Source organism: Micromonospora sp. WMMD712 (assembly GCF_029581295.1).
GTDB lineage: Bacteria > Actinomycetota > Actinomycetes > Mycobacteriales > Micromonosporaceae > Micromonospora > Micromonospora carbonacea.
Window position 1 is genome coordinate 7,137,226 of record NZ_CP120743.1, and the last position, 22,170, is coordinate 7,159,395.

A 22,170-nucleotide genomic window follows, 5' to 3' on the forward strand; every position below is an offset into this window, starting at 1 on the left:
GAGTCACATGGAGCCGAGCACTGACGCGGTTGGGGACAAGCCCTCCAGCGATATCGGCGGTACCCGCGAGTACCAGCCCAAGCGGAACCTGCTGACTCCTGCCGACGTGCGGTGGCAGGAGTTCCCGCTGACCCGGTTCGGTCGGCGCGGCTTCGACCCCGAGGCGGTCTGCGGGTTCCTGCGTCGGTTGGAGGCCGACCTCGACGCCCTCTACCGGGAACTCGTCGCCGCCCAGGACGAGGCCCGCCGCCACCAGACAGCCGCGGCGGAACTCCGCGCGCAGCGCTGGCGGCCCGACCCCTCGGCGCGGCGGCCCCGCAACGAGTACCGACGCCCGCCCCTGTGGCCGCCCTACTCGCCCCGCCGGCAGGGCTGCCACCGCCGGCCGGGGGAGGGGCCGGGCGATGACTGACTATCCGGCGCTGCACGGCCCGTCGCGGCCGGACTGGAACTGCCTGGTCTGCGGCGACCCGTGGCCGTGCCTGACCCGTAAGCGCCAGCTCAAGGAGCTGTGCCGGTGCAACGTGCGGACCCTCGTCCGCTACCTGACCTCGTACCTTCCGGACGCCCACGCGGAGATCACCGGCATGAGCAGCGCCGACATCACCGACCGGATCGTCGGCTGGTGCGCCCGACCGTTGGAGATGTGGGCGGCCGAGGAGGGCACCCGGGCCGTACCCGACCGGGGGTGTCGTCGTGACCAACCGTGAGCTGCCGATCGGCCGCCGGGTCGCCCGGCTGCGGACCCGGCGGCGGATGACCCAGCAGATGCTCGCCGACCGGCTCGGCAAGTCGAAGAGCTGGGTCGACAAGGTCGAGCGGGGGGTCCGCGCCCTCGACCGGTACACCGTGATCCAGGAACTCGCCGCCGCGCTGCGCGTCGACCCGGTGACGCTGCTCGGCCGCGACGCCCTCCCGTCGCCGGCCGCCCGCGCCGCCGCGCAGGGCGTCGACGGGCTGCGCGCCGCCCTCGACCGCTACGACACCGCCCTGACCGGGCCGCGGGCGCGGCAGGCGGCACCGCCGGTCGGCGAGCTGGACCAGCGGGTACGGCACGCCTGGCTGACCTACCAGCACGCCGACTATCCCCAACTGCTGCGGATCCTGCCGGAGCTGCTCGGCGACACCCGACACGCCCACGCCGCCCAGGGCGACGGGGCTGCGGAACCGCTGGTGCAGGCGTACCGGATCACGTCGGCGGTGCTGGTGAAGCTCGGCGTGGGCGACCTCGGCTGGCTGGCCGCCGACCGGGCCGTGTCCGTGGCCGTCGGCGACCCGCTGCTGGTCGCGGCGGCAGCCGTGCCGCTGGGGCAGGCGCTGCGCGCCCTCGGCCGCTCCCGCCCGGCCCTGGCCGTCACGGTCGCCGCCGCGCACCGCATCGCCCCCGAGGCGTGGCGCGCCGGCCCGCCCCCGGACCTGGCGCTGCACGGAACGCTGCTGGTCCAGGCGGCCCTGGCCGCCGCCGGAGCCGGCGACGAACGCGGCGCAGCGGAACTGGTCGACCAGGCGGCCCGGATCGCCGACGAGACAGGCGAGAGCGGTGAGAGCGGCGAGGAGCACGACCGGCACTGGACCGGGTTCGGCCCCACGGCGGTGCGGATGGCCCGGGTCGTCGCCGCCGTCGAGCTGGGCAACGGCGGCGAGGCGGTGCTCCTGCACGAACGGGTCGTCGGCGCGGGCCACTGGCGGCGGCTGCCCGCCGAGCACCGGGCGGCGTACCTGCTCGACGCCGGCCGCGGGCACCTGCGGGCCGGCGACCCGCTCGCCGCCGGGCGCGCCCTGGTCGACGCGGACCGGACCGCGCCGGCCGAGGTCCGGTTACGGCCGGTGGCCCGTACGCTGCTCACCGACCTGACGCGCCACGAACCGGTCCCGGCGGACGTGGCCCGGCTCGCCACGGCCCTCGGCATCGGGTGACGGGCCGGGCAGCCCGTGCCCGGAGCGTCGGGCGGATCTCGAAGCGTGGGGAGTGCGCCGCGAGCCGGCCCGGCGGGTCACTCGTGCCCGACGACCGCGTGCGGGACGTACGGCTCCGCCAGCCTGCGCAGGTCGTCGTCGGAGAGCGTCACGTCCAGGGAGGCCACCGTCTCGTCGAGGTGCTTGACGGAGGTGACCCCGATGACGGGGGCGGTCACGGCCGGCTGCCGCCGCAGCCACGCCAGGGCCACCTGCGCCCGGGTCACGCACAGTTCGGCGGCGATCTCACCGACCCGCTCCACCACCCGGCGGTCGGCGCTCTCGGTGGCGGCGTAGAGGCTGCGGCCGAAGTCGTCGTGCCGGGCGCGGGTGGTCTCCACCGTCCACTCCCGCGCGAGCTTGCCCCGCGCCAGCGGGCTCCACGGCAGCACCCCGATGCCCTGGTCCGCGCAGAGCGGCAGCATCTCCCGCTCCTCCTCCCGGTACATGAGGTTGTAGTAGTTCTGCATGCTGACGAAGGGTGTCCAGCCGTGCAGCCGCGCGGTGTGCAGCGCCTTGCCGAACTGCCACGCGAACATCGACGACGCGCCGAGGTAGCGGACCTTCCCGGCCTTGACCACGTCGTGCAGGGCCTCCAGCGTCTCCTCGATGGGCGTGCGGTGGTCCCAGCGGTGGATCTGGTAGAGGTCGACGTGGTCCAGGCCCAACCGCCGCAGGCTGTTGTCGACCTCGGCGAGGATGGCCTTGCGGGACAGGCCGGAGCCGTTGGGCCCCGACCGCATGGGCAGGAAGACCTTGGTCGCCACGACCACCTCGTCCCGGCGGGCGAACTGCCGCAGCAGCCGGCCCAGGATCTCCTCGCCGCTGCCGTCGGAGTAGGCGTTCGCCGTGTCGAAGAAGTTGATGCCGTGGTCCAGGGCGCGCCGGACGATGTCGCGGCTGCCGTCCTCGTCGAGGGTCCACGGGTCGCCGCCCCGGGCCGGGTCGCCGAAGCTCATGCCGCCGAGGCAGAGCGGCGACACGTCCAGGCCGGTCGCGCCCAGCTTGACGTACTCCATTCTCATTCCTTCCGGTCGGGGCCGGTGGCGGGGGACGGCCCGCCGCCTCCCGGCCGGTGCAGGCGGACCTGCGTGAGGTCGGGCACGACGAGCCCGGCGGGGAGCCGGTCGGCCGGGAAGGTCGTGGCCAGCGCGATGGTGCGCATGCCGGCCGCCTGCCCGGCCGCCAGGCCCACCGGCGTGTCCTCCACGACCACACAGTCCGCGGGGCGCACCCCGAGCCGGGCCGCGGCGGACAGGTAGCCGTGCGGCGACGGCTTGCCGTCGACCGGGTCGTCGGCGGTGACGGTCACCGCCGGCAGGGGCAGGCCGGCGCAGCCCATCCTGATCTGCATGAGGCGACGCCACGCCGAGGTGACCACCGCCCACCTCCCGGCCGGCAGCGCGTCGAGCAGCGCGGACGCACCCGGCACCTCGACGATGCCCGTCGTGCAGCCCTCCTCCAGGCGGGTCAGGTGGTCGAGCTCCCGCTCGGTGTCCAGCTCCGGCGCGACGATGCGCACCGTCTCCGCCTGGGGGCGGCCGTGGGCGACCGCCAGCAGCGCGTCGGCGTCGATGCCGTGCCCGGCGCACCAGGTGCGCCACTTCCACTCGACGCAGGCGTGGGAGTCGACCAGCGTGCCGTCCATGTCGAACAGGACGGCGGCGCACCGCAGCCGCACCGGGTCGCCGCCGCCCACGTCGAGCACCAGGTCGGGGGTCCTCACCGGTCCGCGGTCACCACGCGCTGGCCCTTGCCGCGGGCGTCGACGAGCTCGGGGTACGCCCGCCAGGGCTGCGCGTAGACGTTGCCGGCGCGGTCCTCGCCCCGGGCGAGGAAGATCTGGTGCTTGTGGCCGACCCCCTCGTGGTTGAAGCGCACGGCCGTGCTCATGTAGCGCATGGTGAAGCCGCAGCGGCGGATCGTGCTGCGGTTGACCGCGCTGCTGTGCAGCAGGCCGCCCGAGTGGATGCTGAACTGGTTGGGACGCAGCGGGATCGGCACCGCCCGGTCCGTGTCGACCGGCATCTTCGACACGTCCAGCTCCCAGGTGAACACGCTCTCCTCGGAGCGCACCTCCCGGTAGGGCCCGTCCGCCTGCTGCCGGTGGCTGCCCGGGATCACCACCATGTTGCCGTTCTCGGCGGTGGACGGGTCGATCGCCAGCCAGATGGTGACGGCCTGCTCCGGCGGGTGGATCGTCTCCCGCCAGAACCACGCGTCCGTGTGCCAGGGCACGCCCTTGCCGTCGCCGGCGGGCTTGCAGAAGAAGTGGGCCGAGAAGAGCGCGATGTCCGGCCCGAGGATGCTCTCGGCGACGTCCAGCACGTCGGGGTCGAGGAGCCAGCGGAACAGCTCCGGGTCGGTGAAGTGGGGGACGTCCATGTCCTCGGGGCGTTCGTCCGCCGGCAGGGCCGCGAGCTTGCGTTCGAAGTGCTCGCGGAGGCCGGCGAAGGCGGCGGGCTTCAGCAGGTCGTCGCCGACGACGTAGCCGTTCGACCTGAAGAACTCCACCTGGTCGGGGTCGAGCCGCCCGGTTCCGGTGTCTCGCACGGGGTCACCGCCTTTCACAGTTCGTCGATCATGGTCGCGGTCGAGAGGACCTCCCCGTCGGGAAGGAACTCGGCCCTTACCTTGTCGTGCGCCCGCTTGCCGAGGATCTGCGTGTCCACCTCCCGTCCGACCGCTCGGCGCAGGACCCGGCCGAAGGCCGCCAGGTCCGTCGGGTCGTCCACCAGCAGGCCGTCGAGCTGGTCGGTGATCTGCGTCCGGATGCCGCCGACGGCGCTCGCCACCACCACCCGTGACTTCCACATCGCCTCGGTGACCGTCAGGCCGAACCCCTCGGCGAGGCTCTTCTGCACCACCACGTCCGACGCGCGCTGGATCGCGTTGACCAGCAGGGCGTTCTCCGTCAGGTCCGCCATCGGCAGGCAGACCAGCGCCACCCGTGCGCGCTGGCGCGGCGGCAGCGCCCGCCACGCCTCGACGCAGCGGTCGTACCAGACCTGCTGTTCGATGTCGTCGGGGATGGCGGCGGTGTCCGGCCCGACGAGCGCGAGGTAGCCGTCGTCCACGTGGGAGGTGACGCCGGCCAGGACCCCGTGCATGTCCTTGAGGCGGTCCCACCGGGAGACCTGGGTGACGAGGGGCTGACCGGGGCGGGGCCGCTCCTGCGCGATCACCTGGGGCGGTCGCCGGATGCCGACCTCGCCGACCGGCGTGCGCAGCGTCGCCGGGCCGGGCGCCCCGTGCTCCGGATGCAGGCCGCACCGGGCCAGCAGGTGCTCGACGGTGGCGGCGTCGAGCTCGCAGTTCTTCGCGGTGAACGGCGACGTGAACAGCGGCCGGATCCGGACCGGGCGGGCCGCGAACCGGGCGGGCACGAGCGTGTCCGCGCAGAAGATCAGCTCGCGTACGCCGGTCAGCAGCGGCGTGAGGAAGTCCCAGGCCGCCTCGGACGCCTCGGTCGGCGCGTCGACGCCGACGTAGCAGCGCCAGTAGACCGCGCCGACCCGGTCCAGCAGCGGTTCGGCCAGGCCGGCCGCCTGGTGGTCGTGCAGGATCACGATGTCGCCGGGCCGGACCCGCGACAGCAGGTCGTCGCGGGCCGAGGCCAGCGTCCGCAGGTAGAGCCCCCGCTCGGCAGGCCCGAGGGGACCGCCGTCACCCGGGCTGCCGTAGAGGGCCACCCCGAGCCGCTTGGTGATCGTGAAGAAGTCGGCGTCGCCGTTGATCACCGCCCAGGTCGCCGACACGCCGAGGTCCCGGTAGAGGGGAAGGGCCATCTGGAGGGTCTCGGCGACGCCCCCGCCGGCCCCGGTGGAGTTGACGTGCCAGAGGGTGCCGCCGGCCAGCCGGTCCCGGATCCGGGCGGCCGCCAGCCGCAGCGCGTCGGCGCGGTCCGGGCCGAGCAGCGCCTCCAGTCGGGGGAGCACCGGTCGGGGGTCTGGCTGTTGAATGCTGAGCACCTGCCGCCTCCGTTCTGCCGATCTTCGGGAATGTGCGGGTCATGGAGCGGTCAGCGCCTGCCCGGCCAACCAGGGGAAGAACATGGCGCCGAGGCTCGCCGCGCACAGGCAGACGCCGCTGACCATGCCGGTCATCTCCACCCGGCGGGCGAGCATCGCGAAGGCCGACGGGAAGATCGACGACATGCCGAGCCCGACGGTGACCACGCCGGCGGTCACGACCGCCACCGACGAGGCGTTGTTGACGATGACCGTCACGGCCAGCGCGCAGACCGCCGCGCTCGACGCCACGATCACCGCGGGATGCAGCCGCTGGGCGAACGGCACCCACAGCAGGCGTCCCACCGTGACCGCGACCCAGAACAGCGAGGTGAAGTATGCAGCGGTGGCGGCGTCGTCGGTCAGCCCACGGAGCAGGACGAACGAGGGGAGCCAACCCGAGATGCTGATCTCCGCGCCGACGTAGAGGAACAGCAGGACCGCCACGCCGCCGATCATCAGGTAGTGCCGGCCGCCGCCCCTGCCCCGCTGCTCGGACTCGGGGCGGGGCGCGCGGGTGCGCAGGACCCACAGCGTCAACGCGACCGCGCACCCGCAGACCAGCCAGTAGGCGAGGCGGACGCCGCCGGTCCAGGTGATCGACAGGCCGATCATCAGCGGCATGACCAGCGACCCCGCGCCGAGGAAGAAGTCGGCCGCGTTGATGAACGGGCCCACCTTCGCCCGCCGCACCCACAGCAGGAGCGTGTTGACCGTGACGAAGACGAACGTCTTCGCCAGCCCCAGCGCCCAGAACAGGACCGCGAGCGCGACGGGCCACCGCAGCAGCGGGATCGCGGCGAGGACCACCGCGACCGCGACCAGCCCCACCGCCACCTGCACGTGCGTCCCGATCCGGTTGAGCAGCCGCCCGGCGATGAGGGAGCCGCACACCGAGCCGAAGGCGTCGGCGGTGAACAGGATGGCCAGTGTGCGCAGCGGGGACCCGGTCATGGCCAGGAAGGTCTGCATCGACGGGCCGAGGACCGCCGAGAGCAGGCCGACCAGGCCGTAGCCCAGGAAGTAGGTGACGGTCAGCCGGGTGCTGTCCCGGGCCTCCGCGGTCCGTGGCTGCGTAACGATCACCGGGGTCGCCTCCTCGTCGCTCGGCGTGCGCGCCTGTCGCTCACGGGCAGCCGGCTCAGGATGAGGCGACTCCGGAGGGGAGGCGGGCGAGGCGCTCCGCCACGCGTTGCTTCAACAGGCCGACCAGGATGTGATTGAGTGACAGCATAGCGTCCTCAAAGTGAAAGTTGTTGTTGTTGCTACCGGTCTGTCCCGGGAACCGCGACGACCCGGGCACGACGATGCAGACGTCGGCGAGGGTGCGGCAGCGGCCCCCGTCGCCCTTCGTCATGGCGAACGTCCTGGCGCCCGCCTGCCCGGCGACCTCCAGCGCGCGGACCACGTTCGGCGAGTTGCCGCTGCCGGAGTAGGCCATCACCAGGTCGTCGCGGGTCACCACCGGCTCCAGCGACGCCACGTACATCTCGTCCGGGCCCAGGTCGTTCACCAGGCCGGTGAGCTCCGCCGGCGAGCCGCACAGGTTCACGAACGACAGTCGTTTCACCGACCGCGGCAACGGCCGGGACTTGTCCTCCGAGACGAAGGGGTGGTGCTTGAAGTCGCAGTAGGCGTGGTCGAGGGTCCCCGAGTTGCCGCCGTTGGCCATGGCGTAGACGGTGCCGCCGGCCTCGTAGGTGTCGAACAGCATCTCCGCCAGCGCCGCCACCGACGCGACGGGGAACTGCTCGCAGATCGCGATCTTCTCGGCGAGGTAGAGCCCCACCAGGTCCTCGACGCTCACCGGGCCCGCCCCAGGTGCTCCGCGTCGATCCGCCCGTTTCCCCGGTTGGTGTCGTCGGCCCACCTGATCACGTCGTCCAACTCGGTGGTCGACACCTCGACCGAGGTGTAGTCGGTGTCCGCGATGACGCGGTGCAGGACGTTGGCGTCCGACGTCCAACTCGAACCCGGTCCGTGCCCGGCCCGGGGGATGGCCGCGGCGTCGACCACCGCCCCCGGGTCCGCCGGCGCGGGCGTCCCGTTGAGCACGACGGCCTCGCCGGTGACGACGTAGTTCGTCTCCACCTTGCGCTGGTGCGACTGCAACGACGACTGGTGGCCCGCCGTCATGTGGATCTGCTTCAGCGCGTACGTCGCGCCGGGCAGGTTGTTGGTGTACCAGACCTCGTGGCCCCAGGGCTTCTCCACGAGGTAGTCGTCGATGTCCAGGCAGTCGGTGACCGCCGAGGCCCCGGTGGCCGCGTCCCCGTGGTCCGAGCCGGCCTCGACGACGATCGCCGGCACCGTGCCGACCTGCGTGAACCGGTACACCGCCCCGGGCGGGGCGTGCCATCCCCGCAGCGCGCCGTACTCGCGCGGCGACCCGCTGCCGGAGCGCTGCTCGACCCGCACCCGGCCGGCGACCACCACGAAGCTGCGGTGGCCGTGGGGATGCGACCGGAAGTCCACCGTCTCGCCGGCCCCGAGGCGGTGCTCCACGAACACGTACGGCCGGTCGGCCAGCCCGTCCACCAGGTCCCGGCTGTTGCGTACCTGCTGTTCCAAGACGTTCCTCCTCATCGCGGGGCCGTCGCCAGGTCGGCGTCGGCGAAGCTCGTCAGGTGGTGCACCACGCCGTCGCGGTCCAGCCGGTAACGGGCGTAGAGGTCGCGGGGGTCGCCCGCCTGGCCGTAGTCGGGGACACCCCAGGCGCGGAACGCGACCCGGTGCCCCCGGTCGAGGACGATCCGGGCGATCTCGTCGGCCAGCCCGCCCCGGACGTAGTGGTCCTCGATGACGAACACCCGTCGGTGCGCGTCGACGATGTCGCCCAGCGCCGCGGCGTCGACCGGCAACGAGGAGACGTTCACGACGGTCGGCGTGATGCCCCGCGCGGCCAGGGTGTCCAGCGCGTCCAGGACCACGCCCACCGTGCCGCCCATCGAGAAGACGACGACGTCGCGCCCCGCGTGCAGGACGTCCGGCGCGCCGGGCACGAACCGGTGCCGCGGGTCGTGCACCTCGCGCTGCGGCTGGCGGCAGAGCCGAAGGTAGGCGGGCCGGCGGTGGCCGACGACGTGGCGCATCATCTCCCGGGTCTCCACGCCGTCGACGGGATGCAGGATCTCCACGTTGGGCAGGGTCCGCATCAGCGCGACGTCCCGCAGACCCATCTGGGTGGGCCCGTCCTTGCCGATGGCCAGGCCGGCGTGGGTGCCGACCAGCACGACGCCGGCGTCGTTGAGCCCCACCGACTGGAATATCTCCAGGTACTTCCCGGTCAGGAAGTGCCCGAAGCTCGCGACGAACGGCCGGAAGCCCTCCTGCGCCAGGCCGGCCGCGACGCCCACGGCGTTGGCCTCGGCGATGCCGACCTCGAAGAACCGGTGCGGGAACCGCGCCCGGAAGGCGGCCGTCTTGGTGGCCGAGGCCAGGTCGCAGTTCACCACCACGATGTCCTCGTGCTCGGCCGCGAGGTCGGCCAGGGACTCGCCGAACCAGTCACGGGTGGCTTTCATCGCGCCTCCCCTCCAGGTAGCGCATCGCCGACTCGTACTCCTCCGTGGTGAGGGTCGCGCTGTGTGATCCGTTGAGCGCGATCCTCCCGGGCCCGAGATGCCCCTTGCGGGTGCGCGCGATGACCACGGAGGGCTGCGCCTGGTTGTCGCGGGCGTTGGCCAGGGCGTCCATCAGCGACAGGTGGGAGTGGCCGTTGACGTCCTGGACGTGCCACTCGAAGGCGCGGAACCGCTCGGCCAGCCCGGCCAACGGCATGATCTCGGACAGCAGCCCGTCGTTCTGGCTGCCGTTGTGGTCGACGACCAGCACGACGTTGGCGAGTCGACGCGCGCCGGCCACGGTCACCGCCTCCCAGATCTGGCCCTCCTGCAACTCCCCGTCGCCGGCCAGGCAGTACACGAAGTCGCCCCGGCCCCGCAGCCGCTTGGCCTGGGCCCGCCCGACGGCCACGGAGAGCCCCTGGCCCAGCGCGCCGGTGCTGAGGTCCACGAGGTCCAGCCGGGTGCGGTCCGGGTGCCCCTGCAACCGGCTGTCGATCTGGCGCAGGGTGCCGACCTCCTCGGGTCCCAGGTCGCCGCCGACCATGAGGGAGGCGTACCAGGCCGGGGCCGCGTGGCCCTTGGAGAGGATGAACACGTCGCTTTCGCTGCGGGGCCGCGTCGCGGACCAGTTCATCTGGTCGAATCGCAGCACGCTGATGATGTCGACGCAGGACAGTGACGAACCGACGTGTCCCGAGCCGGCGCGGTAGATCATTTCCAGCACCGCCGCGCGGCTGCGGTCGGCCAGTTGTCCCGTCCGGGCCAGCCGCGTCGGCAGGGGCGACTCCCGCCGGTGGGAGAGCCTGTCGTCCGGCGGTGGCACAGGTGTGGCATAGCTGATGCTGGGCTGCATGCGTGCGCCTTCCTGTCAGGATCCGGCCCGATGGCTGCGGGCAGGTTGATACGCGTGGTGGAGTCGGCCGCCGAGGCGGGCCGACACGGTGACGTTCGGGCATCGCGGAGGAGCGCGCCGAGCGGCGCGGGACGGATCACACACGGGGATCGCGGGCGTCGGCGCGGTGGCGCGGTCGCCGGCGGTCGGGCAACTCAGGGTGGGCGGGTGGTTCAGGTGGGCAGGTGCGGGTCGTCGCCGGACGGGCCGTCGCGCCGGGCCCGGCGGTCGTGCCCGGCGGGCCGCGGGGGTCGGCCGCCCGACGGTCGGGAGGGCCCCGCGCCGGTCCGCCCGCCGGCAGCGTGCCGACCGGTCGACATCGCCAACGATTTCTCCAATTCGGGGTAATGCTGCCGCCTCCAGTCACATTGCTGGGCTGCCGCGAATCCGTCAAGGGCGAATTCGTTTCGGCGAGCCGCGGTGGGATGTGCAGCGCTGACTGCGGAATGCGTTGCCACCTCGGCGATCCGGGGTGGACCGAGCGGGTGGGGCGGGAGCGGATAACGCCTTTTCTCGCTTTAAACGTGATGTGGGTCACATTATTGTTTCATATTGTGCACTTCGTTCGGGTGCTCTTTCGGCCCGCATTCGCAATGCCTGACGGTGGGAATTGCGGGCCGGATCTGCCCGTGCCGCGTCCCGGCCCCGGCGGCGGCGTCCGCCACCCCGGCCCGCCCAATGCCCCACCCGATGCCGGCGTCGGCCCCCGGGGAGCTCCGCCCGGTGGGGCGCGGGGCGCCACGGCCCGCCGCAAACGAAAAAATGACAAGGGGTGGCCTGACGTTTCCTTACCGCGGGTCGGCGGCCGATTGTTCGACATCGGCGGAACGGCGCGATCGGGGGCGCGCCCGTCCGGCCGCCGCCCGGGCCGGGATCCGGGCGGCCGAAAGTCGACGGCGCTCCGTGGCCGCCCCCCGTCGGTACCGCCCCCGCCCGCGCGCCCGGCGGCCCCCTCGGGGCGGCCCCGGCCCAGCCTGCGGCCGGTCCGAGCCTGGTTCTGGTAGGGGCGACCCTAGGGGCACCGTAGGGGTTGTGACCGCCGCCGGTCGACATTTACCTTCCTCCGGTAAGTAAGACCTGGTGGGCGCGGTCAACACTGTTGGTTAATGCAATTCGTGGTCGGGCTTGATGGGCCTTGGTGTCGCGGCTTGAGGCGTCTGTGGACGGTATTGGGTCGCCTGTTTGTTCCGGCCCGAAAAGGTGGCGCTAATGGCGACTGAGGACACTCTCCGGGAATACCTGAAATGGGTGACCGCGGATCTTCACCAGACGAAGAGGAAACTCGGGGAGCTGGAGGCGGCCCACCGGGAGCCCATCGCCATCGTCGGCATCGGCTGCCGGTTCCCGGGCGGCGTGCGGTCCCCCGAGGACCTGTGGCGGCTCGTCGCCGACGGCCGGGACGCCATCTCCGACTTCCCCGCCGACCGGGGCTGGGACGTCGACCGGCTCGTCCACCCCGACCCCGACCACCCCGGCACCTCGTACGTCGGGCAGGGCGGGTTCCTCGACTCGGCCACCGAGTTCGACGCCGGGTTCTTCGGCATCTCCCCGCGCGAGGCGCTGGGCATGGACCCGCAGCAGCGGCTGCTGCTGGAGACCTCCTGGGAGGCGTTCGAGCACGCGGGCATCGACCCGGCGACGCTGCGCGGCCACCAGGTCGGCGTCTTCGCCAGCACAACCGGCCAGGACTACGCGGCGCTGCTCCAGTCGCCCCCGCCCGGAGTCGAGGGGTACGTCCTCACCGGCACCGCCGCCAGCGTCGTCTCCGGCCGCATCTCGTACGTGCTCGGCGTGGAGGGCCCCGCCGTCTCCGTCGACACCGCCTGCTCGTCGTCGCTGGTGGCGCTGCACCTGGCCTGCCACGCCCTGCGGCAGGGGGAGTGCACCCTCGCGCTGGCCGGCGGCGCGACCGTCATGTCCACCCCGGCCGCGTTCATCGGCTTCTCCCGGCAGCGCGGCCTCGCCGTCGACGGCCGGGTCAAGGCGTTCGCCGGGGCCGCCGACGGCACCGCCTGGGGCGAGGGCGTCGGCGTGCTCCTCGTCGAGCGGCTGTCCGACGCCCGCCGCAACGGCCACCCCGTCCTCGCCGTGGTGCGGGGCTCCGCCGTCAACCAGGACGGCGCGTCCAACGGGCTGACCGCCCCCAACGGGCCCGCCCAGCAGCGGGTGGTGCTCCAGGCGCTGGCCGGCGCGCGGCTCACCCCCGCCGACGTGGACGCCGTCGAGGCCCACGGCACCGGCACCAGCCTCGGCGACCCGATCGAGGCCACCGCGCTGCTCGCCACGTACGGGCAGGGTCGCCCGGCGGACCGGCCGCTGCGACTCGGCTCGGTCAAGTCGAACATCGGCCACACCCAGGCCGCCGCCGGTGTCGCCGGGGTCATCAAGATGGTGCTGGCGCTGCGCCACGGCCAGCTTCCCGCCACCCTGCACGTCGACGAGCCGACCCCGCACGTCGACTGGACGGCCGGCGCGGTGTCCCTGCTCACCGAGGCGCAGCCCTGGCCGGCGGGGGAGCGGCCCCGCCGCGCGGGCGTCTCCTCCTTCGGGATGAGCGGCACCAACGCCCACGTGATCATCGAGGAGGCCCCGGCGGAGACGCCGGACGCCGCCCCGACCGCCCCCGGCGCCCCGCCCGCCGAGGCCGCCCCGGCGACCCGACCGGCCATCCCCGCGCCGGTGGCGACCGCCGGCCTGGTCCCGGTGCTGCTGTCCGCCCGGGACGCCGCCGCGCTGCCCGCCCAGGCCGCCCGCTGGGCCGACTGGCTCGCCGCCGCCGAAGCCGAAGCCGCCGACCCCGGCACCGGAGCCGCCGACCACAGCGCCGAAGCCGCGGACCCCGGCACCGGAGCCGCCGAGCCCGACGCCGGCACCGGAGCCGCCGGCACCGGCACCGGTGCCGGGGCGCGGCTGACCGACCTCGGCTGGTCGTCGGTCACCACCCGGGGCGCGCTGGAACACCGGGCCGTCGTCCTCGCCGCCGACCGCGCCGGCCTGCTGCGCGACCTGCGTACGCTCGCCGCCGGCGACACCTCCCCCGGCCTCGTCACCGGCGCGCCGCGCGGCGGGCAGCTCGCGTTCCTGTTCTCCGGGCAGGGCGCGCAGCGCGTCGGCATGGGCCGGGAGCTGGCCGCCGCGTTCCCGGCGTTCGCCGCCGCCCTCGACGAGGTCTGCGCGCACCTCGACCCCCGGCTGCCGAAGCCGCTGAAGACCGTCCTGTTCGCCGAGGCCGGCACGCCCGACGCCGCGCTGCTCGACCAGACGGTGTTCACCCAGGCCGGGCTGTTCGCCGTCGAGGTGGCCCTGCACCGGCTGCTGGAGTCCTGGGGCGTCACCCCCGACGTGCTGATCGGCCACTCGATCGGCGAGATCACCGCCGCGCACGTCGCCGGGGTGTTCACCCTCGCCGACGCGGCGACGCTGGTGGCGGCGCGGGGCCGGCTGATGCAGGCGCTGCCGACCGGCGGGGCGATGCTGGCGGTCGCGGCGTCCGAGGGCGAGGTGGCGGCGAGCCTGGAGGAGCACGCCGGACGCGTGGGGATCGCCGCCGTCAACGGCCCCGCCGCCGTGGTCGTCTCCGGTGCCGAGGCCGCCGTCGACGAACTCGCCGAGCTGTGGGCCGCGCGTGGGGTGAAGACGCGGCGGTTGAAGGTCAGCCACGCGTTCCACAGCCCGCTGATGGAGCCGATGCTCGCCGGGTTCGCCGCCGTCGTCGCCGGGCTCGACCTGCGCGCGCCGACCCTGCCCATCGTGTCCAACCTGACCGGTGACCTGGCCGACCCGGCGGCGGTCCGCACCCCGGACTACTGGGTGCGGCACGTCCGCGAGGCGGTCCGCTTCGCCGACGGTGTCGAACGGCTGCGCGCCCACGGCGTCGGCACGTACCTCGAGGTCGGCCCCAGCGGGGTGCTCACCGCGCTGACCCGTGACATCCTCGGGCCCGACGCCGACCCCACCGCCGCCGTGGCGCTACTGCGCCGCGACCGCCCCGAGCCGGCGTCCCTGCTCACCGCGCTCGCCGAGCTGCACGTCGCCGGGGTGCCCGTCGGCTGGCGGGAACTGTTCGCCGGCGCCGACCCCCGCCGGGTCCGGCTGCCCGGATACGCGTTCCACCGCGAGCGCTACTGGCCCGACCTGACGGCCCCGCCCGCCCCCGCCGGCACGGAGTCCACCGCCGACGCCGCGTTCTGGGCGGCCGTCGAACGGGCCGACGTCGACGCCCTGCGCGACCAGCTCGGCAGCGCCCCGGCCGGCGACGCCGACCCCGTGGACGCCCTGCTGCCCGCGCTGCCCGTCCTCGCCGCCTGGCGACGCGACCGGCACGACTCGGGCGTGGCGGACGGCTGGTCGTACCAGGTGGTGTGGAAGCCCGTGCCGGTCGCCGAGGGGGACCGGCCGGCGGGCCGCTGGCTGCTCGTGCTGCCCGCCGACGCCGCGCCCGCAGATACCGCGCCCGCCTGGGCCGACGGCCTCGCCGGCCTGCTGCGGGCCGGCGGCGACGAGCCGGCGACCCTGCGCGTCGGGGCCGACGACCTCGACCGGGCCGCGCTCGCCGACCGGCTGCGCGCCGCCGTCGGCGACGATCCCGTCGCCGGGGTGCTGCACCTCGTCGCCGGCCAGGACGCGCTGCTGCCCGCCCACCCCGGCACGAGCGTCGCCGCCGCCACCACCCTCGTGCTGCTCCAGGCCCTCACCGACCTCGACGTCGCCGTGCCCGTCTGGTGCGTCACCAGCGGGGCCGTCAAGGCCGGCCCCGCCGACCGGGTCGAGCACCCCCTCCAGACCCTCGTGTGGGGCCTCGGCCGGGCCGCCGCCGTCGAGCAGCCGCACCGCTGGGGCGGCCTCGTCGACGTGCCGGCCCACCCCGACGAGAGCGTGCTGCGCCGGCTCGCCGCCGTCCTGGCCGGCGGCAGCGGCGAGGACCAGGTCGCCGTGCGCCCCGGCGGAGTCTGGGGCCGCCGGCTCGCCCCGGCCGCCGCCCCCGACCGGCCCGCCGCCGACTGGTGGGCCGACGGCACCGTCCTGGTCACCGGCGGCACCGGCGCGCTCGGCGGCCACGTCACCCGCTGGCTGCTCGACAAGGGTGCCCGCCGGGTCGTCCTCGTCGGCCGGCGCGGCGCCGCCACCCCCGGCCTCCTCGACGGGTACGCCGACGACGGGCGGGTCACCGCCGCCGCCTGCGACGTCACCGACCGGGACGCCGTCGCCGCGCTGCTGGACACGCTGCCCGACCTGACCGCCGTCGTGCACGCCGCCGGCACCGACCAGCTCACCCCGCTCACCGGCACCACCCTCGACGAGTTCTCCCACGTCGTCGCCGGCAAGGTGCTCGGCGCGCTGCACCTGCACGACTGCCTCGCCGACCGGCCGCTGGCCGCGTTCCTGATGTTCTCCTCCATCTCCGGCGTGTGGGGCAGCGCCGGCCAGTGCGCGTACGGGGCCGGCAACTCGCTGCTCGACGCGCTCGCCGTGCACCGCCGCGACCGGGGCCTCGCCGCCACCGCCGTGTCCTGGACCGCGTGGGGCGGGGCCGACGGCATGGCCGCCAAGAACACCGCCACCGAGGCGCTGCACCGGATGGGCCTGCCCACCATCGACCCGCAGCACGCCCTCGTCGCCCTCGACCGGGCGGTACGCCGGCCCACCCCCTGCGTCACCGTCGCCGACGTCGACTGGGGCCGCTTCCACCCGGCGTTCACCCTCACCCGACCCAGCCCGCTGTTGTCGGAGCTGCCCCAGGTGCGGGCCCTCGCCGAAGCCGACGCCGAGGCCGCCGCCGCGCCGGCCGGCGTCGCCGACGCCCTGCGCCACCTCGCCGACCTGCCCGAGGCCGAGCAGGAACGCGAACTGCTCGCCATCGTCAACGCGCAGACCGCCCGCGTCCTCGGCCACGCCACCGCCGACGACCTGCGCGGCCGGCCGTTCGCCGACCTCGGCTTCGACTCGCTCACCGCCGTGGACCTGCGTACCCGGCTCAACGAGGTCACCGGGCTGCGCCTGCCGTCCACCCTCGTCTTCGACCACCCGACCCCCGCCGACCTGGCCCGGCACCTGCGCGAGACCGCGTTCGGCACCACCACCGCGACCGCCGAGGCCCGCGTCGCCGTGGGCACCGATGAACCCGTCGCCATCGTCGGCATGGCCTGCCGCTACCCCGGCGACGCCCGCAGCCCCGAGGAGCTGTGGCGGCTCGTCGCCGACGGTGTCGACGCCATCGGCGACTTCCCCACCGACCGGGGCTGGGCCACCACCACCCCGGACAGCGGATACGCCCCGGCCGGCGGCTTCCTCTACGACGTCCCCGCCTTCGACCCCGCGTTCTTCGGCATCTCGCCGCGCGAGGCCCTCGCCATGGACCCGCAGCAGCGGCTCACCCTGGAGGCGTCCTGGGAGGTCCTGGAACGCGCCGGGCTCGACCCCGGCAGCCTCAAGGGCAGCCGCACCGGCGTGTTCGTCGGCGCGTCCACCTCCGGCTACGGCACCGGGCTCACCGAGGTGCCCGAGGGCACCGAGGGCTACCTGATGACCGGTGCCGCGCACAGCATCATCTCCGGTCGCGTCGCGTACACGCTCGGCCTCGAAGGGCCCGCCGTCACCGTCGACACCGCCTGCTCGTCGTCGCTGGTCGCGCTGCACCTGGCCGGTGAGGCGCTGCGCCGGGGCGAGTGCGACCTGGCCCTGGCCGGCGGCGTCACCGTGATGGCCACCCCCGGCACGTTCGCCGAGTTCTCCCGCCAGCAGGGCCTCGCCGCCGACGGCCGGTGCAAGTCGTTCGCGGCGTCGGCCGACGGTACGGGCTGGTCCGAGGGCGTGGGCATGCTCCTCGTCGAACGGCTCTCTGACGCCCGCCGCAACGGGCACCGGGTCCTCGCCGTGGTACGCGGCAGCGCCGTGAACCAGGACGGCGCGTCGAACGGGTTGACCGCGCCGAACGGTCCGTCGCAGCAGCGGGTGATCCGGCAGGCCCTGGCGAACGCGCGGTTGTCGACGTCGGATGTGGACGTGGTGGAGGCGCACGGGACGGGTACGACGTTGGGTGATCCGATCGAGGCGCAGGCGTTGTTGGCGACGTACGGGCAGGATCGTCCCGGTGACCGGCCGTTGCTGTTGGGGTCGGTCAAGTCGAACATCGGTCATGCGCAGGCGGCGGCGGGTGTGGCGGGTGTGATCAAGGTGGTGCAGGCGATGCGGCACGGTGTGGTGCCGGCGTCGTTGCACGTGGACGAGCCGTCGCCGCACATCGACTGGTCTGCGGGCGCGGTGGACCTGGTCACGGAGGCGCGGCCGTGGCCGGTGGTGGACCGGCCCCGCCGGGCGGCGGTGTCGTCGTTCGGCATGTCCGGCACCAACGCCCACGTCATCATCGAGCAGCCGGAGGAACCCGCCGACGCCCCCGTCGAGGACCCCGCGCCGGGGCTGGTCGACGCCGACGTCCTCGTCTGGCCGGTGTCGGCCCGGTCGGCGGCGGCGCTGCGCGACCAGGCCGCCCGGCTGGCCACCCACGTACGCGACCTCGACACCCTCGACCCTGCCGCGCTGGCCTGGTCCCTCGCCACCACGCGTGCCACGTTCGATCAGCGGGCGTCGGTCGTCGGGTCGGGCATGGCCGACCTGCTCGCCGGCCTGGATGCCCTCGCGTCCGGTCTGCCGGCGGGCAACGTGGTGTCCGGTGTGGCGTCGGGTCATGGTTCCGGGCCGGTGTTCGTGTTCCCGGGTCAGGGTGCGCAGTCGGCGCGCATGGCCGCCGGTCTGGTCGGCCGCACGCCCGTGTTCGACGCGAAGTTGGCGGAGTGTCAGCGTGCCCTCGCCCCGTTCCTGGATGTGGACCTGGTGTCGGTGTTGACCGGCGACGACGAGTCGTGGTTGGAGCGGGTCGAGGTGGTGCAGCCGGTCCTGTGGGCGGGGGGCATCGCTCTGGCGGCGGTGTGGGAGCACGTGGGCGTGTCCCCGCAGGTGGTGGTGGGTCACTCGCAGGGTGAGATCGGTGCCGCGTGTGTGGCGGGGATCCTGTCCCTCGACGACGCGGCGAAGACCGTCGCTTTGCGGTCGCGGGCGCTTGCGGTGTTGCGGGGGACCGGGGCGATGGCGTCGGTGGACCTGTCGGCCGACGCGGTGGCTTCTCGCCTGTCGAGCTTCCCGGGTGTGGGTGTGGCCGCGGTGAACGGTCCGGCCACGGTGGTGGTGTCGGGTCCGCCGCAGCCGGTCGCGGACCTGGTGGACGCCTGCCAGGCCGACGGTGTTCGGGCGCGGTTGATCCCGGTGGACTACGCGTCGCACTCCCCGTCGGTGCAGGAGGTGGCGGAGCGGCTCCGGGCGGATCTGGCCGACGTGACCCCGCAGTCGGGTCGGGTTCGGCTGGTGTCGACGTTGACGGGGGACTGGGTCGACCCGGCGTCGATGACGGCGGACTACTGGTATGACAACCTGCGGCAGACGGTGCAGTTCGACGCGGCGGTGCGGGTCGCTGTGGCGGCCGGGCACGCCACGTTCGTGGAGATCAGTCCGCATCCGGTGTTGACGATGCCGGTGACGGCGATCCTCGACGACGCCGGGGTCACCGGTCACACGCTGGGCAGCCTGCGCCGGGGTGATGACGACCCGACGCGGCTGCTGTCCAACCTGGCTGCCGCGCACGCGATCGGCCTGCCCGTCGACCTGACGAAGGTCCTCGCCGCCGCCGGCACCGTCGACCTGCCCACCTACCCGTTCGCGCGGGACCGCTACTGGTTGCAGGGCAGCGGCGCGGGCCGGGCCGGGCTGCCGGCGGTCGGCCTCGACGCCGCCGACCATCCGCTGCTCAGCGCGGTGGCCGACCTGCCGGGCGACGAGGGCCTGCTGCTCACCGGCCGGATCTCCCTGGCCACCCACCCGTGGCTCGCCGACCACGCCGTGCTCGGCACCGTCCTGCTGCCCGGCACCGCGCTCGTCGAGCTGGCCTCCTTCAGCGGCCGGCACGTCGACGCCGCCCACGTGACCGAGCTGGTCCTGGAGGCACCGCTCGCCGTACCGGAGGAGGGGAGCGTGGACCTGCGGGTCCGCGTCGGCGCGGCCGGCGAGGACGGCCTGCGGCCCGTCTCCGTCCACTCGTGTGTCGGCGAGGCCCACCCGTCCTCCGCAGACGGCGGCGACCAGCCCGGGGCGGCCGGCCGGCAGTGGCAGCGGCACGCCCACGGCCTGCTCGCCCCCACCCGGCCGGTGACCGTCGCCCCGGCCGCCGCGTGGCCCCCGCCCGGGGCGGAACCGATCGCCCTCGACGCCCTGTATCCGCACCTCGCCGGGCAGGGCTACCACTACGGGCCCGTGTTCCGCGCGCTGCGCGCCGCCTGGCGGCACGGCGACGACCTCCTCGCCGAGGTCGCCCTCGACGCCGACGCGCCCGGCGACGCGGCCCCGTTCACCGTGCACCCGGCCCTGCTCGACGCCGCCCTGCACGCCATCGGCGCGAGCGCCCTCGCCGGCACCGGCAGCCAGCCCGACAGCAGCGCCCACAGCGGGGCCGCCGGCACCGGCCGCACCGGCAGCGAGGCCGACGGCGACAGCACCGGCAGCGGCGTGCAGCCGGGGCTGCCGTTCTCCTGGACCGGGGTGGCGATCGCGCCCACCCGGTCCCGGGAACTGCGCGTGCGGCTCACCGCCGCCGACGGTTCGGTGGCGGCCACCGTCACCGACACCGGCGGCGTGCCCGTCGCCTCCCTCGACGCCCTCGTGCTGCGGCCGATCACCGCCGACCAGCTCAGCGCCGCCCGCCGCACCGCCAACCGGTCCCTGCACCGCCTCGACTGGGTCACCCCGGAACCGGCCGCCGCCCGGCCCGCCGCCCTCGCCGCGCTCGGTCCGGCCGCCGAAGCCTTCGCCGGAAGCGCCGGGTGGCCGGGCGTCGGAGCCTTCGCCGGAAGCGCCGGGTGGCCGGGCGTCGAGGCGTACCCGAGCCTGGACGACCTGGTCGCGGCCGTGGCCGGCGGCGCGGCCCGGCCCGACGCGGTGCTCGCCGCCGTGACCGGGCAGCGTGCCGACGAGCCGAGCCCGGCGCGGGCCGCGCACCTGGCCGCCCACGAGGCCCTCGCCCTGGCCCAGGACTGGCTGGCCCGGCCGGAGCTGGAACCGGTCCGCCTCGTCGTGGTCACCCGGGGCGCGGTCGCCGTCGCCGCCGACGACCGGCTCACTGACCTGCCCGCCGCCACCGTGTGGGGCCTGGTGCGCTCCGCCCAGTCGGAGCACCCGGGCCGGATCGTCCTGCTCGACCTCGACGACCCCCGGTCGGCGGCGGCGCTGCCGGCGGCCCTGGCCACCGGGGAGCCACAGCTCGCCGTCCGCGCTGGGCAGCTCCGCGTGCCCCGGCTGGCCCGGCTCGGCCCGCCGCCGGCCGAGGCGGCGGCCCCCGACCTGTCCGCCGGCACCGTCCTGGTCACCGGCGCGACCGGCGCGCTCGGTCGGCTCGTCGCCCGGCACCTGGCCACCCGGCACGGGGTACGCGGGCTGCTGCTGGCCAGCCGCAGCGGCCCCGACGCCCCCGGCGCGGCGGACCTCGTCGCCGAGCTGACCGGCCTCGGCGTCGCCGCGCAGGTGGTCGCCGCCGACGTCACCGACCGCGCCGCGCTCGCCGTGCTGCTCGACGAGATCCCCGCCGACCGGCCCCTCGTCGGCGTCGTGCACGCCGCCGGGGTCCTCGACGACGGGGTGCTGCCGGCGCTCACCCCGGCCCGCTTCGACGCCGTCCTCGGGCCGAAGGTCGACGCCGCCTGGCACCTGCACGAGCTGACCGAGAAGCTGGACCTCGCCGCGTTCGTGCTGTTCTCGTCGGCGTCCGGGCTGTTCGGCGGCCCCGGGCAGGCCAACCACGCCGCCGCGAACGCCTTCCTCGACGCGCTCGCCCACCACCGGCGCGCCCGCGGGCTCACCGTCACGTCGATGGCGTGGGGGCCGTGGGCCAACCCCGACCTGCCCGGCGGGCGGCCCGGCCACGTCGATGAGCGGCGGATGAGCCGGGGCGGCTTCCGCCCCCTCGACGCCGACGAGGGCATGGAGTTGTTCACCGAGGGGCTGCGCCATGCCGGCCCGGTGGTCGTGCCCGTCGCCCTGGACCTGGGGGTGCTCGGCCGGCTCGGGCCGGCGCTGCCCCGGCTGCTGCACGGCCTGGTCCGCCCGGCCGGCGCGGCGGCACCGGCGGCGGCACCGGCCGCCGACGCGGCGGCGGCGTTGCGCGACACCCTCGCCGCCACCGCGGAGGCCGACCGCGACCGGGTGCTGTCCGACCTGGTCCGCACCCACGCGGCGGCGGTCCTCGGGTACGCGTCGCTGCGCGACATCGACGCCGACAAGGGCTTCGTGGAGCTGGGCTTCGACTCGCTGACGGCGGTGGAGTTCCGCAACCGGCTCACCGCCGCCACCGGGCTGCGGCTGCCGTCGACCCTCGTCTACGACCGGCCCACCACCACCGCCCTCGTCGGCTACCTGCGGGGCGCGCTGCTCGCCGAGCGCAGCACGTCCGCGCTGTCGGTGCTCGGCGAGCTGAGCAAGCTGGAGACGGTCATGCGGGGCGTCGCCGCCGACGACACCGACCGCGCCGCCGTCGCCGACCGGCTGCGGGAGCTGCTGTCGGCGTGGACGCACACCGAGGCCGACGCCGCCGCCGACGGCGCCGGCGACGGCGGGCTCGCCTCCGCCACCGCGGAGGAGATCTTCCACCTGCTCGACGACGAGCTCGGAACGGCCTGACCCGGATGTCCCGGACGTCTGATCCCGATAC

At 74.9% G+C, this 22,170-nt stretch carries 13 protein-coding genes; 4 read left to right on the plus strand and 9 right to left on the minus strand.

The genetic code is table 11. The features are described 5' to 3' along the window. Positions 1-7 precede the first annotated feature (7 nt). Genes O7633_RS30570 through O7633_RS30580 form a run of 3 tightly spaced genes read left to right on the plus strand, consistent with a single transcriptional unit; the run spans position 8 to position 1,917 of the window. The gene (locus O7633_RS30570; protein WP_282324869.1) at positions 8-412 is read left to right on the plus strand and encodes a DivIVA domain-containing protein; all 405 of its coding nucleotides are present in this window, start codon (positions 8-10) and stop codon (positions 410-412) included. Next, positions 405-710 (plus strand): hypothetical protein, encoded by a 306-nt coding sequence (locus tag O7633_RS30575; protein ID WP_282324870.1) that lies wholly within the window; start codon positions 405-407, stop codon positions 708-710. The genes O7633_RS30570 and O7633_RS30575 overlap by 8 nt, the downstream gene beginning before the upstream one ends. Beyond that, the gene (locus tag O7633_RS30580; RefSeq protein ID WP_282324871.1) at positions 697-1,917 is read left to right on the plus strand and encodes a helix-turn-helix transcriptional regulator; all 1,221 of its coding nucleotides are present in this window, start codon (positions 697-699) and stop codon (positions 1,915-1,917) included. The genes O7633_RS30575 and O7633_RS30580 overlap by 14 nt, the downstream gene beginning before the upstream one ends. Positions 1,918-1,994: 77 nt before the next feature. Here the strand turns inward: O7633_RS30580 and O7633_RS30585 are convergent, their stop codons facing one another. The 9 genes from O7633_RS30585 to O7633_RS30625 form a co-directional block, all read right to left on the minus strand. Next, the gene (locus tag O7633_RS30585; RefSeq protein ID WP_282324872.1) at positions 1,995-2,975 is read right to left on the minus strand and encodes an aldo/keto reductase; all 981 of its coding nucleotides are present in this window, start codon (positions 2,973-2,975) and stop codon (positions 1,995-1,997) included. Positions 2,976-2,977: 2 nt separating this feature from the next. Beyond that, on the minus strand, positions 2,978-3,682 hold the full coding sequence (locus tag O7633_RS30590) for an HAD-IA family hydrolase (RefSeq protein WP_282324873.1): 705 nt from the start codon (positions 3,680-3,682) through the stop codon (positions 2,978-2,980). Then, positions 3,679-4,509: a phytanoyl-CoA dioxygenase family protein gene (locus O7633_RS30595; protein WP_074479208.1), complete on the minus strand. Its 831-nt coding sequence runs from the start codon at positions 4,507-4,509 to the stop codon at positions 3,679-3,681. The genes O7633_RS30590 and O7633_RS30595 overlap by 4 nt, the downstream gene beginning before the upstream one ends. A 14-nt stretch (positions 4,510-4,523) precedes the next feature. Beyond that, positions 4,524-5,894 (minus strand): glycosyltransferase, encoded by a 1,371-nt coding sequence (locus tag O7633_RS30600; protein WP_282324874.1) that lies wholly within the window; start codon positions 5,892-5,894, stop codon positions 4,524-4,526. 72 nt (positions 5,895-5,966) lie between these two features. After that, positions 5,967-7,052, minus strand: a complete 1,086-nt coding sequence (locus O7633_RS30605) for an MFS transporter (RefSeq protein ID WP_278133588.1) — start codon at positions 7,050-7,052, stop codon at positions 5,967-5,969. Between the two features lie 55 nt (positions 7,053-7,107). Beyond that, positions 7,108-7,773, minus strand: coding sequence for an SIS domain-containing protein (locus O7633_RS30610; RefSeq protein WP_278133590.1), 666 nt, complete (start codon positions 7,771-7,773; stop codon positions 7,108-7,110). Then, entirely contained in the window at positions 7,770-8,537 is a 768-nt protein-coding gene (locus O7633_RS30615) for a hypothetical protein (protein ID WP_074479204.1), read from the minus strand. The genes O7633_RS30610 and O7633_RS30615 overlap by 4 nt, the downstream gene beginning before the upstream one ends. Before the next feature lie 11 nt (positions 8,538-8,548). Then, complete coding sequence (locus O7633_RS30620; protein WP_278133593.1) at positions 8,549-9,490, minus strand: transketolase C-terminal domain-containing protein; 942 nt, start codon at positions 9,488-9,490, stop codon at positions 8,549-8,551. Further along, the gene (locus tag O7633_RS30625) at positions 9,474-10,385 is read right to left on the minus strand and encodes a transketolase (RefSeq protein ID WP_083303085.1); all 912 of its coding nucleotides are present in this window, start codon (positions 10,383-10,385) and stop codon (positions 9,474-9,476) included. The genes O7633_RS30620 and O7633_RS30625 overlap by 17 nt, the downstream gene beginning before the upstream one ends. Before the next feature lie 1,248 nt (positions 10,386-11,633). Here O7633_RS30625 and O7633_RS30630 point away from each other — a divergent pair. Then, on the plus strand, positions 11,634-22,139 hold the full coding sequence (locus O7633_RS30630; protein WP_282324875.1) for a type I polyketide synthase: 10,506 nt from the start codon (positions 11,634-11,636) through the stop codon (positions 22,137-22,139). The last annotated feature ends 31 nt before the right edge of the window (positions 22,140-22,170 follow it).